The 18613-nt window shown below is 30.4% G+C and carries 14 protein-coding genes and 1 pseudogene; 9 read left to right on the top strand and 6 right to left on the bottom strand.

The annotated features are described in order from the left end of the window. Genes MJ_RS04470 through MJ_RS04450 form a run of 5 tightly spaced genes read left to right on the top strand, consistent with a single transcriptional unit; the run spans window position 1 to window position 3599 of the window. Entirely contained in the window at window positions 1–384 is a 384-nt protein-coding gene (locus tag MJ_RS04470; protein ID WP_064496638.1) for a class III signal peptide-containing protein, read from the top strand. Between the two features lie 54 nt (window positions 385–438). After that, on the top strand, window positions 439–1572 hold the full coding sequence (locus tag MJ_RS04465) for a DUF515 domain-containing protein (protein WP_010870347.1): 1134 nt from the start codon (window positions 439–441) through the stop codon (window positions 1570–1572). A gap of 28 nt (window positions 1573–1600) precedes the next feature. Beyond that, the gene (locus MJ_RS04460; RefSeq protein WP_244409517.1) at window positions 1601–2311 is read left to right on the top strand and encodes a hypothetical protein; all 711 of its coding nucleotides are present in this window, start codon (window positions 1601–1603) and stop codon (window positions 2309–2311) included. Between the two features lie 16 nt (window positions 2312–2327). Beyond that, window positions 2328–3155 (top strand): hypothetical protein, encoded by an 828-nt coding sequence (locus MJ_RS04455; RefSeq protein ID WP_244409516.1) that lies wholly within the window; start codon window positions 2328–2330, stop codon window positions 3153–3155. Between the two features lie 15 nt (window positions 3156–3170). Continuing rightward, window positions 3171–3599, top strand: coding sequence for a class III signal peptide-containing protein (locus tag MJ_RS04450; protein WP_010870344.1), 429 nt, complete (start codon window positions 3171–3173; stop codon window positions 3597–3599). Between the two features lie 31 nt (window positions 3600–3630). On the opposite strand, the gene nrdD is transcribed toward MJ_RS04450, so the two are convergent. Together nrdD and MJ_RS04435 are read right to left on the bottom strand one after the other, a co-directional pair. Beyond that, entirely contained in the window at window positions 3631–8883 is a 5253-nt protein-coding gene (gene nrdD, locus MJ_RS09730; RefSeq protein WP_010870343.1) for an anaerobic ribonucleoside-triphosphate reductase, read from the bottom strand. 259 nt (window positions 8884–9142) lie between these two features. Continuing rightward, a complete protein-coding gene (locus MJ_RS04435) occupies window positions 9143–10441 on the bottom strand; it encodes a single-stranded-DNA-specific exonuclease RecJ (protein ID WP_010870342.1) in 1299 nt (432 codons plus the stop codon). A 93-nt stretch (window positions 10442–10534) separates the two neighbouring features. On the opposite strand from MJ_RS04435, the gene larE reads away from it, so the two are divergent. Next, a complete protein-coding gene (larE, locus tag MJ_RS04430) occupies window positions 10535–11293 on the top strand; it encodes an ATP-dependent sacrificial sulfur transferase LarE (RefSeq protein ID WP_010870341.1) in 759 nt (252 codons plus the stop codon). Here the strand turns inward: larE and prf1 are convergent. From prf1 to MJ_RS04415, 3 genes and pseudogenes are all read right to left on the bottom strand, one after another. Further along, window positions 11287–12552: a peptide chain release factor aRF-1 gene (prf1, locus tag MJ_RS04425; RefSeq protein WP_244409515.1), complete on the bottom strand. Its 1266-nt coding sequence runs from the start codon at window positions 12550–12552 to the stop codon at window positions 11287–11289. The genes larE and prf1 overlap by 7 nt on opposite strands. Before the next feature lie 142 nt (window positions 12553–12694). After that, a pseudogene (locus tag MJ_RS04420) lies at window positions 12695–13511 on the bottom strand (SPFH domain-containing protein). Window position 13512: 1 nt separating this feature from the next. After that, window positions 13513–13929: an NfeD family protein gene (locus MJ_RS04415; protein WP_010870337.1), complete on the bottom strand. Its 417-nt coding sequence runs from the start codon at window positions 13927–13929 to the stop codon at window positions 13513–13515. Between the two features lie 173 nt (window positions 13930–14102). Between MJ_RS04415 and MJ_RS04410 the strand changes: the two genes are divergently transcribed. Together MJ_RS04410 and moaA are read left to right on the top strand one after the other, a co-directional pair. Continuing rightward, on the top strand, window positions 14103–14798 hold the full coding sequence (locus tag MJ_RS04410) for a peptidylprolyl isomerase (RefSeq protein WP_010870336.1): 696 nt from the start codon (window positions 14103–14105) through the stop codon (window positions 14796–14798). Window positions 14799–14898: 100 nt separating this feature from the next. After that, window positions 14899–15795: a GTP 3',8-cyclase MoaA gene (moaA, locus tag MJ_RS04405; protein ID WP_010870335.1), complete on the top strand. Its 897-nt coding sequence runs from the start codon at window positions 14899–14901 to the stop codon at window positions 15793–15795. On the opposite strand, the gene MJ_RS04400 is transcribed toward moaA, so the two are convergent. After that, a complete protein-coding gene (locus MJ_RS04400; RefSeq protein WP_010870334.1) occupies window positions 15788–16561 on the bottom strand; it encodes an ATP-binding protein in 774 nt (257 codons plus the stop codon). The two genes, moaA and MJ_RS04400, sit on opposite strands and share 8 nt — an antisense overlap. 317 nt (window positions 16562–16878) lie before the next feature. Here MJ_RS04400 and sla point away from each other — a divergent pair, with 317 nt between their 5' ends. Then, complete coding sequence (sla, locus tag MJ_RS04395; RefSeq protein ID WP_010870333.1) at window positions 16879–18555, top strand: S-layer protein Sla; 1677 nt, start codon at window positions 16879–16881, stop codon at window positions 18553–18555. Window positions 18556–18613 lie beyond the last annotated feature (58 nt).

The raw sequence follows: 18613 nt of genomic DNA, 5'->3' as shown, positions 1-18613 counted from the left end.
ATGGAAAATAAAATAATAAAATCAAAAAAAGCCCAGGTATCTCTTGAATTCTCATTTTTATTCCTTGCTATATTGTTGGCATCTATTATAACAATAAGCCATTTTCTATCACAGAATTTCACAAAGGATGATAAGGTTATAAGTGATGTTGAAAATGCAGCAAAAACTGCTGTAATATTGGCAAATTCAGGATATAATGGAATTAACCCAAATGTCACTTTAATCTATGGGGGAATTTCATGGTCAGGGAATAAGAAAAATATATACATTTATATCTCACCTAAATCATATATTACTCCAGAAATAAAGAATTTTATTGTAAGCTATATTTATAATGTCACAAAAATAAACCAAAGTGAATATAATATAACCGTAAATCCATAATAGGCCATGATAACAAACCATATAATTTTGTAATATTAAAGTTAGGGTGATTGTATGGTAGATACTTCAAAAATTAAAGCATTAAAAGAGAAAAGTAGAAGAACGGTGAAATCTGGTTCATTAAAATTTATATTGATAATACTGGTTGTTGTAATTGTTGGGTTATTAGCATTTATCGCATATAATGAAATCAGTAACCTACAGTTTCAAGAAAAAATAACGCTTGAAAACCAGAAAAAAGCAGCTATTGAATCAATAAATCAGATGTTTGCCAAATACCCTAACGACCCACAAAAACTAATATATATAAACAAAATCCAAATGGCGAATAATATTGAAGAAATTAACGAAGTGTTGGAAGAAGCTAAAAAGTACATTAGCTTTAAAAATTATAAAATTGAGGCTATTAACCAAATAAAAAGTATGTATGGGGAATATTATTCTCTAAGTTTATCTGCTCAGGAATTAGTGCATAAAATAAGCTTGGCACAATCTACTGAAGAGATTGAAAATCTATTAAAGTCTGTTGATATAGAAAAAGACATTAGGAGCATCATAGAAAAGCAGATTGATTATGTTTTAGCCTCAGGAGATAAATATTATTATGTAGAAATTAATGGAAAATCCATGTTTATGACAAGAGATGAAATTCTTAAATATAAAAAATTCTGGACATTATCCGAACTCAAATCTCTAAAAATAACTCCAGTATCACAATTAAATAAAGTAGCAATTGAAATATCTGCAAAACAGTGTGGTAAGTTACCACATAAAGGAGATATAATTTCAATATACAGTAAAGACGGTTCGTTCATAACATATGGTATCATAGATTCATCCTATGTAATTTTATCCTCTATAAGTTACAGTGAAAGTAAATCAACATCAAGTAATATAAATGAGCTTGGAGAATCTTACTCCTCATCTTCCTCTTCAAGTATATCTTACTCATTAAATAACCTTCCAGGCATATTACATGCAACAGTCATAGACAGACTCGATTACGATAAAATAAAAAAGATGTTTGGAGAATATGGAAAAAAATTAAATGAAATTGAAGATGATACTCAAATATTCGATGAAAATGTTAATTATTTCTTAATTATCTCAATTCCTGATGATAAAATTCCTGACATAATACAAATAGACCCTAAAGATATAGTTATTGTAATAAAGTCCAAAGAATAAGTCCAGGGATTTGAGTTAAGGGATGTTTATGGATTATAAATATTTTTTTATAACCATTATCCTAATTTCCATATTTTGTGGATGTTACGAAAAATCATATAGTTTTGTCGAATATAACAGACATTATGAACTAAATGAACCAAATAACACAAAAAATCCAAATTATGACCAGAATATATTTTTAAATCATGATTTACCAAAAACTTATCCAAAAATGTATAAATTTCCGAAAAATTATTATGAACTCTCTGATAAAATGTTTCCTGATGTTAAAAAAAGAGATTTAGACACATTAAGTTATATTCTAAAAACTATTAAATTGCCAGCGTATAAAAAGAATTATTACGACTGTTCAGAGGCATCATGTCAGTTAGAATGGATATTAGAGGGATATGGGTTCAAAACATATTTAGTATATGGAATATTGGACACCTATGGAAATAGCGGAAGTCATATGTGGGTTGCAGTTCAGTTAGATAATGGTAAAATGGTGTTAGTTGAAAGTACATATTTATGTGAAAACTATTACTGTCCCGACTATGCAATAATTTATAAAAATTATAATCTAAATAACATTGTTATAGTTAGAGATATGAAATATATTCCCAAATTTTATGCTGATACCCCTGACATGTTTTTAATTCCTCACAATAATAGACGATTTTTAATAACACAGTTGGATTGGTGGAATCATCCAAAAAACGCTGAAATCAAAAAAGAAATGTTTAATCTAAAATAAATTTTGGTGATTGTTTATGAAATCACTCATAAAACTGATAGTATTTATTGTGCTATGCTCGTTGTTTTTACATTCAATTTGTGGAGAAAGAACAATTGCAGAGATGAGTATAACATATAAGCTAACTGGAGAAATAACCAATACTAACCCATATTCAATATTTGTCGCAGTACCTTCAAATATAACATTTGAAGAGAAAACATTGCCAAAACCAGAAGATTTTTTAGATGTTAGTACTTCCGTTACACAAACTTCTGGAATTGTTTTTTATAAAACGATATTTAATGGAAAGGAAGGATTTTGGATTCCTCCATATACTACAGTAAAGATTAACATCTACCACTATACTCCAATAACCTATGATATAAAAATTGATGAGTCACAAGAAAATTATGATGTTGTTGGACCTGCTGTAGTTAATAAAGTAAATGTCATTGATTTAAATAAGCTCTTTCCAGATGCAAAATATGAAGGGATAAAAATTGGGAAATTCAAACTTTATGTTAGTGGATATATTGTAAAAGGAAATGACACAGAATCATTAAGTATTATTGTGCCTGCTCCTCTAGTCATAGACAATTATGATGAGTTTCATAAATTTGGAGATGATAACGTCGATATTTGGATTTCCTCATATAACGAATGGTATAAAAATCAGATGGAAAGAGAAAATATCCATATAGATAACAATGACCCGCTAATTCCAAAAATGGATAATGATGTGTTGGGTGATGATACACACTTTAAATTTAAAATATTCGATGTTCCTGCCATGGCTTTCACAACTTCATCAAATCAACCAATAAGGTTTTATTACATAATTTATTATAAATATAATAATTAACTTACGGGGATTTTTATGCTCAAATTTAGAAAAAGAGGTCAGATATCCTTAGAATTTTCTTTATTATTTTTGGGGGTTTTACTTGCAATTGTTATTGCCGTTGGATATCCTGGAATGTTTGGGTTTAATAAAACAGTTAGTATCTCTTCCATGAGTTTAGCTCATGCCGCTGTGTCTAAAATGAAGCAAAACATAGAATTAGTATCTTCTGCAGATGAAGGCACTATGAAGATTGTTTATATAAAATGTCCCCCAGGAACTTGGGGAGCTAATAATAATATTTTATATTTTTATCGTGATGGAAATATTAAATTTAACATAACGGCAAAATGTGATATTAACATAATTTTAAACGGAAATAAAACAGTTTCTACCCCTAAAATAATAATTGCAAATATAACTAAAATAGATGAGACACATGTAATTGTTACTCTATACCAATAAAAAACAAAAATAGAAAAATAGAAAAGAATAATTAAATCCTTGGTAATTTCCTATCTTCTAACTCTTTTTGCTTAGCTCTATTCCAGTTTGAAATATTTTGTAGATATCCTGTTATTCTACTGAACTTAGCTACATCCTCAGAACCACAATTTATACACCTATCTCTCAAACCTCCCATACTTATTCCACATCTATTACAAACGCTTAGATTTTTTGTGTATGTCCAGAAACCGATATGTGTTTTTGTTATCTTTTTTGTTATATCCATCAATACCTCAGGGTCTGCAGCACTCTCAATATTCCAAATATGCATTATATGCCCACCGTTACACAAAGGATGGAACTTCTCTTCAATCCTAACTTTCTCTCCTAAAGTTATAGGGGCATCAACTCTAACATGAGAAGAATTTGTATAGTAGAGACTATCCACATCATTTAAGTCTCCTCTAACAACACTTATGGTTTCTTCTTTGTAGTATTTGTAATCCAACCTTGCAAATCTTCCTGCTGTGTTATGTAGGCAAATAAACCCTTCTCCACCAATAAAGTTCTCAGTACCTTCAACTGAGATATCATATACATATTCTGGAATTTCATCCAATACTCTTATTGATTTTATTCTTTCAAAGAGTAAGTCATTATCTATCAACTGCCCTATTTTATCCAACAACCTACCATATTTTTCTTCAATTTCTTTAACATTCTTCATTATATTCAAAACTTTTTTAGCTCTATATCTACTCATGTATCCCTTCTTTAAGTCTTCCCATATATGCAGATTATTAACATCAATACCAAATCTTTCTTTCCACTCTCTTTGTGAATATTGATTTATTATTTCTTTAAACTTCTCTGCTATTTTTGGAATTACATCCTTTCCTCCGTTGTTCTTAATTTCAACATCCAATAGCTTTTCAATATTTTCTTTTCCAGTAATTTTTATAACATAACAATCTCTCCAATTTTCATTTACTTTTGATTTTTTATCTATGCTTAGTCTATAGTTAATTCCAAGGATTTTCAAAGCTAAACATAAGGTATCCCTTAATGTTTCAGATGTTGTGTATAACCTTATGCTATAATCTCTTTTTGATTCATCCACATATATACTTCCGTCTCCATCTATATAGCCTTTAATTAAACCTTTTAAGAATGTTTCATTTGACAATAATATGGATGGAATCTCTTTATTTGAGCTTAGTTTATTTAATCCCAAACTCTCAAATATCATGGCTACTGTTTTATTTAGTCCAATTACATACAAATCTTTATACCTTCTCTTATCACCTTTAACAGTAATGTAATATGCATCTTTTCCTAATATTTCTTCAATAATCTCTACTAAGTTTTCAATAAACTCTTTATTGGTGCTCGATATTTCAACACATTTGTCATTCCAATGACCCTCTGACAAGAATGCTCCAATTAGATAACCAAATTTCTCATCAAGTTTTATCTTATTGTTAATGTAATTTGCATGTCCATAGCTTATTTTTTCAATTTTCTCTTTATCGACTAAATCTTCAATTAAATCTAATCTGAAGGCATTTTTCTTCTTTAATACTGGTTTTAAATCTTTCCATTTAGTTTTATATTCTTTATAGCTCTCCTTTAGAATTTCTTCATGCTCTTCAATGAATTTGATATGGTCTTTTATTTTTACATAGTATTTGTCTTTATTTTTAACGATTTCACTTAAGTAAATCTTATCTTTACTTATGCTTGGAATAATCTTTGGAGTTATTATAAAGTCTCCAACCTTTAAATCAGATGCCTTTACTTCTACAACATCTAAATTGTCATTTATAGTGAATACACTATGGTCTCCAGTAACTCTAACTTTTTTACCACTCTCCAATTCTATCTCATAGATTTCTTTACCCCTATGTCTGATAGCATGAGTAATTGGTTTTAAGACAATTTTTCCATCTTTATCAAATGAAGGAGCATAGATGTTTTCATCTTTAATATAAACCTCAATATTGTTATCTCCATAAGTTATTGCTCTATCTTTATATCTGTTCAGATATTTCTCAACAAATTCACCAATTTTAACTAATTTGTATTCATTATTTTCAAATATCAATATCTTCTCATCGTAAGGTAACGAACTTTCAGCCGGTGTTTGTGTTACAGTCCATCTTAAACCAGTCTCTTCCTTTAACTTATCAGCATACTCCCTAATATATTCAATAACCTTTTCACCAAACTTAACTGCATCTTTTGACTCATGTAATTCTTCTCCCAAATGATATTTAAGCATCTCATTCAATCCAACAAATCCAAATGTTTTTGTTGTGTTCTCATACCTATAATATGATTCTCCATCAAACTCCTGAGTTAGGAAAGGCATTAAGTTATCAACATACAACCTCTCTTTTGTAACTTCATGTTTTATTAATAATGCTTCTTTCAAAATCTCTAACCTTTCATGCAATATCTCAAATAACTTAGTATCATCTCCATTTGCCTCATAAGCTATTCTCGGTAAGTTTAGAGAGTACCACTGCATGTTTCCAGTTCTTAAAGTGTCTATCTCAGCGTCTCCTGTCCAATTTCCACTCAACCTTGTTCTACAACCCATTGCATTTGTATTAGTTACCTGCCAATCTGGAAGCATGTTTATAAAGTAAGGAATCCCAAACTTAGCAGACAATTGGTGGATTTTATACATAAGTTCTTTATTTTCATCTTTAAAGGCATTCTCTCTCAACTTAATTATAAAGTTTGGGAATAAGAATGGTTTTCCCATTGCATCTCCTTCCATCATCACATCAACTAATGCCTCTAAGATTAACTTCGCCTCCTCCTCATAATCTCCATAAGTTCCTCTTGTAGTTCCAGCTATCACTGCTGGCTTATCCTTTAAAAACTCTGGGATTTCCAATTCTAAGTTAATGGAGCTGAATATTGTATTGTGGCATAAGATACCAGTAGCTGTTATAAAGTTCTCATTATCCTCAACGCTCAAATCATAGACATATCCATTATAGTCAATCTCTTTAATCTCTTTTATTTCAAATGGGATATTTAGCTTAAATTTATTTATTTCTTCTCTTAAATGTGGATTAAGTTGCTCAATTTTTTCTAATGTGTTGAGTTTTAATTTTCTATTATTTGATTTCCATGCATAATCGTTGTATGGTTTTTTATCTGTTATTTTTCTTAGATGTTCTTTTATTATTCTATAGTCATAAGGTAATTGGTCATAGTTAGCTGGCTTTATTCTCTCTTTTTTGTATTTTGGAATTACATAAGGTTTTAAATCTTCTGTGCAATTTTTAGCAATTTCAATGACGTATAGTTTGTAATTTCTTACTATTTCATTTCTTTTAATCTCAATCTTTTCCCCTTCCTCTTTTATTTTGGTTATTGAATAAATCATTCCTAAGTCAGATAGCAACAAATGTAATTGTCCTAATAGTTGTTCAGATGTTGTATATATCTGCACTCTTCCATCTTTACTAACATACCCATCTCCACTTATTAATCCTCCCAAGAATGCTAATTTCATTTCTTTGTCTCCTTTTAGTATGAACTCTGGGCTGTTTTTGTTTATTGCCTTTCCATTTATATGTTCCTTTAAGAACCTATAGAATCCTTTATTTACAAATCTTACAGAGTCCTCATATCTTTTAACTGCAATATTTTCATTTATCTGCTCCTTCACAAATCTCTCAATAAATTTAGCTATGTCATCATCTTTTGTAGTTATTGAAATGCCGTTTGTAATATAACTTCCCTCAGCAACAAACAAACCTAAGAATTGACAAAGTTCTTTTGTTATTTTTAATTTTTCTGGGATATCATTTTGTCTGCTATTATATTTTGAATCAGTTCTTTGGTAGTTAGTTTCTATATAATCTCCAATTCTATACTCAACATCATACGGATTGTTAAAGTTTCTGATAATATGCTTCATTTGTCGTGGCTTAACACAGACTAAATTACCGTTTTCATCATAGTTAAATAATGAATGGTCTTCTGTTACTATTATAGAAGTCCCATCCTTACCAATAACTTTATAAACCTTCCCTCTTGGTTTGTGTCTTGATATCGCATAAACTCTCTTAAACTCTGCCTTTCCAGTCTTAACATTAACTGATATTGTATAAACTTCAGCAATGCCATCCAAGTAGAGGATTTCCGTGTCTCCATCTACTATTATTTTATCTTTATATTTCTCCATAAATTCATCAATCGCTTCTCCAATTTTGCAAACTTTTAATTTATCTCCCTCTTTTATGAAGATTAATTCATCTCTACCTAAGCTCTGTCCTCCTCTTGCTACGTACATTTGATTTAGTTCATAAATAAACATCTGCATTAACTGCTTTATTTTTTCATAGCTAAGCCCTCTAACATAAGGAGCTAACCAAACATTAAACTCATCTATACTTTGTCCTCCACTCATATTTGTCTGGGCGGCCATCATAACCTTAGCCGCATGCTGTATAGCTACTTCAGGATGCTTTGCAGGTTTTGAAACAGAAGTATGCAATCCAGTTCCATCAACTTTTAAACCATATTTAAAGAATGGTCTTAAATCATGTTGCAAACAAACAGGTCTTGTTGCTGCATATTCCAAATCGTGTAAGTGTATATCCCCTTTTATATGAGCATCAGCTATGTGTTTTGGGAAGATGGCTAATAAAGCATATTGCTTCATTGTTTCATCAGCAACCCATTTATGGATTGATTCTGGGTTATACATTAAGTTGGCATTCTCTCTTGAACCACTCTTTATCAATTTGGTTATATCATAGACTGGCATTCCTAATCTTGTGTGCTTATGTCTTAGTTCTTCAAATCCATACTCTATTAACTTGTAATTGACTATTTCCCTAATCATCGGTGCTGTTAAGTATTTGACTTTAAGTTTTTTTAGTTCTCTCTCAACCTCATCAGCTATCTTTCTAGCTGTTTCTTCATCTGCCCCTGTCTCTCTAATCAATGCTTTTGCAATCTTTTCTTTGTCAAATGACTCAAACTCTTTTTCAGATGTTCTAACCTTCAATATAATCCCATTTCTATAATTCTCAGCTACATCCTTATCAATCTTCTTTAAAACATTATAAACAATGTCTTTTAACTCATCGGTTGTTATTCCATTATAAACTTTAGCACAAACTTCGGATATTATTGTGTCTAAATCGCCATAATTTACCCCACTGTTTATTAAAGATTTAGCTAATTTATTTACATTGAATTTCTCCTTTCTTTTGTCTCTCTTTATTACATAGAATTCCATAACTTTCTCTGCAAAATCTTTAGCACTTATCATTTAATCACCCAAAAAATAGTAAAAAATAAAATTATTTGTAGATTTTAATGGATGACTTTATTACTTATCTTAGGAATGTGTATTTAGTTTTTCAGTAATAACATATAAACCTAACGGAATGGATTTCCGCTTAAATATTTTAAATAAGTGCGATAATCTTTTAAAATAGTATATAAATGGAAGAATCCCTTTATTTAACTAAAGAGCAATTTATATTGATTTATTATGTTGAAATATTGATAAGGATTAATTTATATTTTTATCTCCTTAACTGCTCCCCAATAATCTCATCAACTCTCTTTAAAAATTCTTGCACTTTATCTTTTGAAACTACTGCTCCAGAGGCAACATCATGCCCCCCTCCATTACCACCAAACTCCTTAGCAACAGCCATAGCAACACTTAAATTTAAACCTCTATTTACTAAATCCCTATTCCCTCTTGCAGAGAATTTAGCTATATCTCCCTCAATGTGGTAACCAATAACTGGCTTATCATCAACCAATATAGAGGCAATAATCCCAATCATCCCCTTCTTACCCTCAAAGTAATAGATGTTGTTTAATTTTTTTAGTTTAACACTTTTAAGTTCATTGATTAAGTTCTTTTTATACTCCCATAGGATTTGATTACCTATCTTTATGCATTCATCATCTTCTAAGCAGATTCCAATACCTACAGCAAATAAGCCATTTCTACCAACGGCATTTAGCATTTCTGACAACAAAAAGGCATCTCTAACCTTATGCTCAATTAAATATCTATCAATCAGTAAGTTCTCAATCTTTGGGTATTTGAAGATTATAGCTGATAAGAGTTTTTTCTTGTCTGTGTCATCCAATTGTTTTTTATTTGGGTCTATACCAATATCTTTTAAAAACTTAAATGCCTTTCCTTCAGAGGCTAAATCTGGGATATATGGTTTTGTGCAATAAGCAATTGCTTTGTATATTTCAACATCGTAGATATTATAGACAATATCGTTCATTATCTTAACGTATCTATACTCCCTTGCCTCATTTACAATAAATTTATTTAAACCTAAGAGAGGGTTGTATTGCATATCTCCAATAATTCCTACTATTGCCAAGACACTCAAATCATAGTAGCCAAATTCTCTTGCCACTAAATAACAAACTCCACTTGCAGTTATCTCCCTTGATCCATCTACCCCAAAGATGTGTGGGTTTAGCTGGATGATGTTTTCGTTGATAAAGCTATCTTTTATAACTGGAGGATGATGGTCTAATATAATTGCATTAAAGTTGTGTTTTATTATTTCCTCTATTTGCCCACTACCCATGTCTGCAAATATAAAAAGTGGTTTATTTACCTCATTTTCCTTAGCTAATTTTTCAATAACCTCTTTTGATAGGTGTTCAACAACAGTTAAATGGAATAATTTGTTTGTTCTCATTAACATTTTAGCTAAGATTCCTCCACTACTCAATCCATCTGTATCGTGATGGGTTATGACTCTAATATATCCATAATGGTTTAAAATCTTCTCTTTAATAGCTTTAGTCACTTTTTCTATTTCTTTAAGTTTTTCCATCATAATCTTCCCCCTATTTCTTTATCTTTAACTTTTTATTAAGATGGAATAATATATTTAATAATTTCTAAAATTGATTTCTAAAATTACTTAACGGTGGTATTTTTGAAAAAACTAATTAAATTAAAAAATAACCTTAAAGAAAAATTTAAAAATAAAAAAATTATTATTGCCTATTCTGGTGGGATTGATAGCTTACTTCTATCTATATTATTGTCAGAAATTACTGAAACTCTATGTATTTTTATAAAAACCCCCTACATCTCAGAATGGTCTTTAAATAATGCAATTATAAATGCAAAAAAGTATAACTTAAATTTAAAAGTTATTAAAATTGATAAAATTATTAAAAATGTCCCAGAGAGATGTTATTTGTGCAAAAAAATGTTTTTTGAAATCTTAACTAAAGAGAAGGAAAAATATAATTACGATGTTGTTGTTGATGGAACTAACTATGATGATTTATTTGAAGATAGACCCGGTTTAAGAGCTAAAGAAGAATTTAATATAGGCTCTCCATTTGCAGATTTTAAGATTGGTAAAAAAGATATCTTAGAGATAGCTAAAGAGCTAAATATAAATATCCCTCCAAAAGAAACGTGTCTATTAACAAGATTTGAGTTTAATAGGGAAATTTCAATAGAAGATTTAAAAAAGATAGAAGAATTAGAAGAATTTTTAAGAAATTATGTAAAAGGAGCTATAAGAGTTAGAGATTATAAAAATTTGGCTGTTATTGAAATTGAAGATGATTTAAGTAAGATAATTAATGAAAAAGAAGAAATTATTAAAAAATTTAAGGATTATGGATTTAAAAAAGTATGCATAAATTTAGAGATATACAGGAGTTATTGATGAATCTTATATCTCAATATAGCGGCTATTCCCTTAAATGCATTTAAAATCATAGCCCCTTCTTCTGTTTCTGATGAAACTGTTACAAGTTTAGCCCCGCTCTGCTCACATAGTTCTGAGAGGTATTCAATATAGTCTTTTTCCTCAACGATACTTAAAGCTCCTCCACATTTTGGGCATTGGGCATTTTTAAGCTCTTCTTCCAATTTAATAAGCTCAAGCTTATTGACAGTTTTTTCCTCTAAGTAATCGCAATTGTTACATGCTATCTTTACCTTATATTTCTCCAATTCTTCAGAAACAATTAAAGTATCAACAGCTCCCATCATTAAAGCCTCTAAAACCTCTTTCTCTCCATAGCAAGCTAATCCTCCATCCTCTTTAATTAATTCCTTTAAAAATCTCTGAACAGCTTCTCTCTCTTTCATCAACTCAACATCCTTTAATAATGGAGCTGCTTTCTCTAAGAGCTCTCTTATACCAAACTCCTCTGTATAGCATAAATCAAATGTATCCAATACAATCTTTTTAAGTTCATGGTGTAAGTAATCTCCTTCAACAAACTCATTCTTTGTATGTCCTGGCCCTCCAACTAAGATTCCTCTAAGTTTTTTCTCTTGCAATAATGGAAGGAATTGCTCATTTGCCTTCTGCCCAACTCTCTGCAAGAACTCATGAGCGGCTAAATCTATAAGCCTTTCTAATCTTCTTGCTGACTGCCCTCCTGCTTTAAACTTTCCAGGAACTCCACTTGTTAGTTTTTTTAAGATATTTATGTTTCTACCTTTAACTAACGCTATTGTAGCTTCGTTTCTATCAACCAATATAACTCCATACGCATCTTTATCCTCTAAGAATTCCTCTAACGGCTCTAAATAAAATTCTGAATCACATCTATAGATGTATGTTTTTATTGGTTCTGGTGGCTCTATAACGTAGGTTTCCATCTTTTCTGTTCCAGGCCCACTTCTTGGAACCATTCCAGCGAATATAACAACTCCTTTCTCTAATGGCTCTTTTAATAACTTTAATCTCTGCAAAATTGCCTCTATTGCTGATTGAACATTTTTCCTTGTGCTTTTACTTTTAATGTTTGATGCCTGTGACATCTCCTCCCTTAAATGCTGAGCTACATCAGATATCCTTCTACCTGCTGGAATATAAAGGCTGATAAGCTCAGTCCCCTTACCTTTCTTAGATTTTAATTCTTTCAACATCTTTTTAAATAAATATAATTGTTTTGAATCAGTTGATGCCATAACTATCACCATGAGACTTTTATTTTAAATTTATTTTTGGTATCTAATTTTTAAAATCGTAAAAATGATTAGTGTGTTTTTAAAATGAGACATGAATATTGAGTGTAAAATATTATTAAAAAAAGATTTATATATAATTTTGCTAAGCTGATTTATCCTTTTTAATAAAGTTTCTAACAACATCCAATATATTTTCTGAGATAACATATTTTGCATTATCTTTTAACACATTATTAGCCACTTCCAAAGCCTTATACAATTGAGCTTCATCTTTAAAGTATTGTCTTGCTGCCTCTGCTACTATTTGTATTGCCTTTGCCTGCCCTTCAGCTTCAATCCTCAAACTCTCAGCAATACCCTCTGCCCTTAAAATTCTACTCTGGCTTCTCTCCCTCTGCCTCTAATATTGCTGCTCTCTTCAATCTCTCTGCCTTCATTTGTTGAGCCATGGCATTTTTAATGTCCTCTGGTGGGTCTATTTCTTTAACTTCAACCTTTTCAATCCTAACTCCCCATGCATCTGTCTCTCTATCCAAAATTTCCAATAACTTTGAGTTTATATACTCCCTTTTATTTAAAACCTCATCTAACTCCATACTACCAATTATTGCCCTCAATGTGGTTTGAGCTAAGTTTATTATAGCATATTCGTAATCCTCAACTTCTAAAATTGCCTTTTCAACATCTATAACCCTATAATAAACAACCGCATCCACTTTTACAACTGCATTATCCTTTGTAATCATCTCTTGAGGAGGGATATCGGTAACTCTCGTCCTCATATCAACCTTAACAGGCACATCTAAGAATGGAATTATTATATTTATCCCTGGCTTTAATTTTCCAATAACCCTCCCCAATCTAAAGATTAATCCTCCCTCATATTGATTGACTATAACTATTGCTTTAACAATTATAAATAATGCTATAATTCCTAATATTAGCCAAAACCAAAACATATCATTCACCTTCAACTTTTTTAACTATTAGTGAGACTCCTTCAACTCCTACAATCTCAACTTTATCTCCATTCTTTATTTTATCTTTAGACTTTGCTAACCATATTTGGTTCTCTATCTTAATCCTTCCATAACCATTTTCTTCAAAATCTTCTATTGCTATTCCAATCATTCCAACAAATCTCTCAGCCCCCACTTTTATCTCTTTTCCAACGCCATAAACAAATTTATGTAAGATAATTATCGTCAAAACTCCAGCAATTATTGCAGAAATAAATGCATATTGTGGGATTATTAATAAAACTACTCCATATATCAAAAGTGCTATCCCCCAGGCAGGAAAATATAATCCTGGCACTATAGCTTCCAATGCTATCACTAAAAAGCCTGCCAATATAAAGATATAGCCAATCTCCATCTATATCACACATTACAATCTCCCAGTTGCTTAATTAATTATGATTTATTATAATATTTAAAATTTTTCGTTTTTGTTCAGTTATGTTTATATAGGGTTTATATTAAAATTATGAAAGATTTTTTAAACTCATTAATCATTGAACTTTGGCTAAATTAATAGAGGTGGAAGATATGGTAGAAAAGGGTAAAATGGTAAAGATTAGCTATGACGGATACGTTGATGGAAAACTATTTGATACAACTAACGAAGAATTGGCTAAAAAAGAGGGGATTTACAACCCTGCAATGATTTATGGTCCTGTTGCTATCTTTGCTGGAGAAGGACAAGTATTACCTGGATTAGACGAAGCCATATTAGAAATGGATGTTGGTGAGGAAAGAGAAGTTGTTTTACCTCCAGAGAAAGCTTTTGGTAAGAGAGACCCATCAAAGATAAAATTAATCCCATTATCAGAATTTACAAAAAGAGGAATTAAGCCAATAAAAGGATTAACCATAACTATTGATGGAATTCCTGGAAAAATTGTTAGCATAAACAGTGGAAGAGTTTTAGTCGATTTTAACCATGAATTAGCTGGAAAAGAGGTAAAATATAGGATAAAAATTGAAGAAGTTGTTGATGATAAAAAGAATATTGTAAAAGAAATTGTAAAAATGTATGTTCCAAGATTGAGTGATGTAAAAGTAACTATCAGAAATGGAACAGTTAAGATAGAATTGCCTGAATTTGCTCCATTTATTCCAAACATTCAAACAGCTAAGATGGCTATTGCTAACGAAATATTGAAGAGATTAGAAGATGCTGAAAAAGTTAGCTTTGTTGAGACATTTGAAAGAAAAAAGGAAACTAAAGAAGAGAACAAATAAATTTATATACTTTAATTAATCTAAAATCATTACGTAGCTTTTTTATAATTAATTTCCCAATTCTATTTTTAAAACCTTAATTTTTTAGTAGTGAGTAAGTATGAAAGATAAATTTGGTAGGGAAATTAGGTCTCTTAGAATTTCTATAACAAATAAATGCAATTTACAGTGCTTTTATTGCCATAGAGAGGGGCATGATTCAAATAACGATAGATATATGACTCCAGAAGAAATTGGGATTATAGCAAAGACATCAACAAAATTTGGAGTTAAAAAAATAAAAATCTCTGGTGGGGAGCCATTACTGAGGAAAGATGTTTGTGAAATTATTGAAAATATCAAAGATGAAAGAATAAAAGACATTTCTTTAACAACCAATGGAATCCTTTTAGAAAATTTAGCTGAAAAACTTAAAGATGCTGGGCTAAATAGAGTTAATGTGAGCTTAGACACATTAAATCCCGAATTATATAAAAAAATTACAAAATTTGGAGATGTTGAGAGAGTAATAAATGGGATAAAGAAAGCAATAGATGTTAGCTTAACCCCTTTAAAGGTCAATTTTTTAGCAATGAGTATAAATATTAAAGATTTACCAGATATTATGGAATTTTGTAGGGATATTGGGGCTATTTTACAAATTATTGAATTCATCCCTTTGAAAGAAGAGCTTAAGGGCTATTATTATAACATCTCTCCAATAGAAAATGAAATTAAAGAAAAAGCTGATAAAGTTATTACAAGAAACTTCATGCAGAATAGGAAAAAATATATCGTTGATGGATTGGAAATAGAGTTCGTAAGGCCTATGGATAATAGTGAGTTTTGCATGCACTGCACAAGGATAAGATTAACTTATGATGGCTATTTAAAACCATGTTTGTTGAGGGATGATAACTTAGTTGATGTATTAACTCCATTAAGAAAAGGAGAGAATTTAGAACCATATTTTATTGAATGTATAAATAGAAGAGAGCCATACTTCAAGATTAAGTAGTATTTTTTAATTTTATGATATAGTTGAATATTTTTTCAATCTCTTTTGCAGCTTTTGAATCTAAGTTAATAGGTTTTCCTAAGAATTCACTTTTTATAACTTCTTCATCATAAGGAACAAATCCTAAAACTTCTAAACCAAGTTCCTCTTTAATAATATCTTTTAGTAACTCTTTATCTTCATTCCTTACTTTATTAACAATAACTCCTAAGTTTTTTATTCCTAAATCATTAGCTAATTTTTTCATTCTCTTTGCAGTTATTAGAGATTTTTTTGTTGGTTCTATAACAATTAACATTAAATCAACAGTATCTATTGTTTTTCTTCCGAAATGTTCAATTCCTGCTTCCATATCTAAGATAACAACTTCATCTCTCTTTAAAATTAAGTGCCTTAACAATCTTCTCAATAAAACAGAGGCTGGACAAACACAACCCTCCCCCCCTTCTTCAATAGTTCCCATAACCAAGAGAGTTATGTTTCCTATTTTATAGCCAACTTTATCTATTAAATCATCAACTTTTGGATTTATTTTAAAAATATTTCCATAAGTCCCTGGTTTAGCTCCAGTTCTTTCCTCTATTATGTCATGTCTTTTTGATAATGGAACTATCTCTTCCTCAACTCCAAAAGCTAATGCCAATGTAGGGTTTGGATCACAGTCAACTCCAATAACTTTAAATCCATTTTTTTCAAATAATCTCATTAATGTTGAAGCAATAAATGTTTTTCCTACTCCTCCTTTTCCAGTTATTGCTATTTTCATTTTATCCCTTAAGATTTTTTAAAGAAAAAATTTCTAATTCATTATAAACCCCCACATATTTTTATAAGTTTCTACTAAATATTTGGATATATCAAAATTAATTTTTATCCATTTAAAAAAGTTGCAAACATTTGTAACTTTTTTTATTTTTTAATAGAGCGATATTATAAATTAAATTTTGTATAACAAAGATATAATAAAATTTTTCATTCAGAAACTATTGTTATAACCGTTTCATATCGTAAGATTTATATAGTAGTTTGTCGAAGGTATATACCGTCAATCAAATAACAATACAAAAACTTAGGTGATAAAGTATGGCAATGAGCTTAAAGAAAATCGGTGCTATTGCAGTTGGAGGGGCAATGGTTGCTACAGCTTTAGCAAGTGGAGTTGCTGCTGAAGTAACAACATCAGGATTCAGTGACTACAAAGAGTTAAAAGATATATTAGTTAAAGATGGACAGCCAAACTGCTATGTTGTTGTAGGTGCTGATGCTCCATCAACAATGGACGTTGTTTCAGCTGCTGATATTGCTGCTAAAATAGGAAGCTTATGCTACAAAGAAGGAACAGTTGAAGATGGAAGTGCTGACATAACCGTTCATGCAGAAGCTAATTCCGATGACTTCGACTTAAAGAAAGATTGGAACAATAGTGCAATGCCTGCAAATGCATACGCATTATTCGTTGCTGCATCAGATGGAGACTATTCAGAAAAATTCGAAAATGATACTGGAAAACCATCATTTATGGACAATGGTGTTTTAGGCGATGCTGACAAAATAAACAAAACTGTTGATTTAGGAGATATTGCAACAATGATGAAAGTTGATGATGTTGACCCATCAGACTGGTATGACAGTGATGATGATGCAGGAGAAATTGTAATGGTCGAATTAAAGAACGATACTAGTGATGGATTCACTGTCTATAAAAAGAACATGTTATATGAAACATTAGTTTATAAAGATGATGAAGAGAACTTTGCTAACACAACAAAAATGGAAGAAGGTATGAGAATTCCATTCTTAGGAAAAGAGATGGTTGTTGTTGATATTGACAAAGATGATGATGCAATATACTTAGGTACTCCAGTATATGATGGAATCATAAAAGAAGGAGAAACTTACGATTTAGGAAATGGATACCAAGTCAAAATAAAAGCAATATTAAAAACTACTGTAAATAACACTGATGTCTATAAAGTAGATGTCCAAATATTAAAAGATGGAAAAGTTGTAGCAGAAAAATATGATAAGGCTCCATTAGAATTAGAATACAAAGATGACGTTGGTGTAACAGTCCATAAAGCTTGGGAAAATGTTGGTGGAGATTACGGATATGCAGAATTAGTTATTTCAAAAGACCTTAAAAAATTAGAACTTGACGAAGAATACGTAACTGATTGGAAAGCATACGCTGTATTAAACGATAATGGAACAATGAAATTAGAAGATGACTTAAATGATAACAATGTAGATAAAGTTGTAGGTATTGCTTTAAGATACGATGGAGATAAATTAGACGACTTAGATAGTGGAGACGAAGTAGATATTTTAGACTATGTTAAGTTTAAATTAGATGACGAAGATTCAAATGACAAATTAAAAGTATACTTCTCAATGGACAAAGATGTTGATGCTACATTAAACATTGGAGAGAAAGTAAAAGCACTCAACGCAGAAGTTAAATTAAAAGATATAAAAGCTAATGCAGTTGAACCAGTTTCATTAACAGCACCAATCGCTAAGTTAGATACAGAAGTTAGCTTAGACACAGCTGACAAAAACTTGGTCTTAGTTGGAGGACCGGTTGCAAACAAATTAACAAAAGAGTTAGTTGATGCTGGAAAATTAGCATTAGACAACAACAGCCCAGCAACAATCGCACTCATTCCAGATGCTGCAAACGGACATGATGTAATTGTTGTTGCTGGTGGAGACAGAGAGAAGACAAGAGAAGCTGCTTTAGAGTTAATCAAAAACCTCTAAATTCCTTAACTTTTTCTTTTTTATTTTTTTAGATGATTTAATTCATAAATTTAAATTA

The organism is Methanocaldococcus jannaschii DSM 2661 (genome assembly GCF_000091665.1).
Taxonomy (GTDB): domain Archaea; phylum AGJL01; class Methanococci; order Methanococcales; family Methanocaldococcaceae; genus Methanocaldococcus; species Methanocaldococcus jannaschii.
The sequence above is the reverse complement of the archived record's forward strand: the minus strand, read 5'-3'. Positions and strand labels throughout refer to the sequence as shown.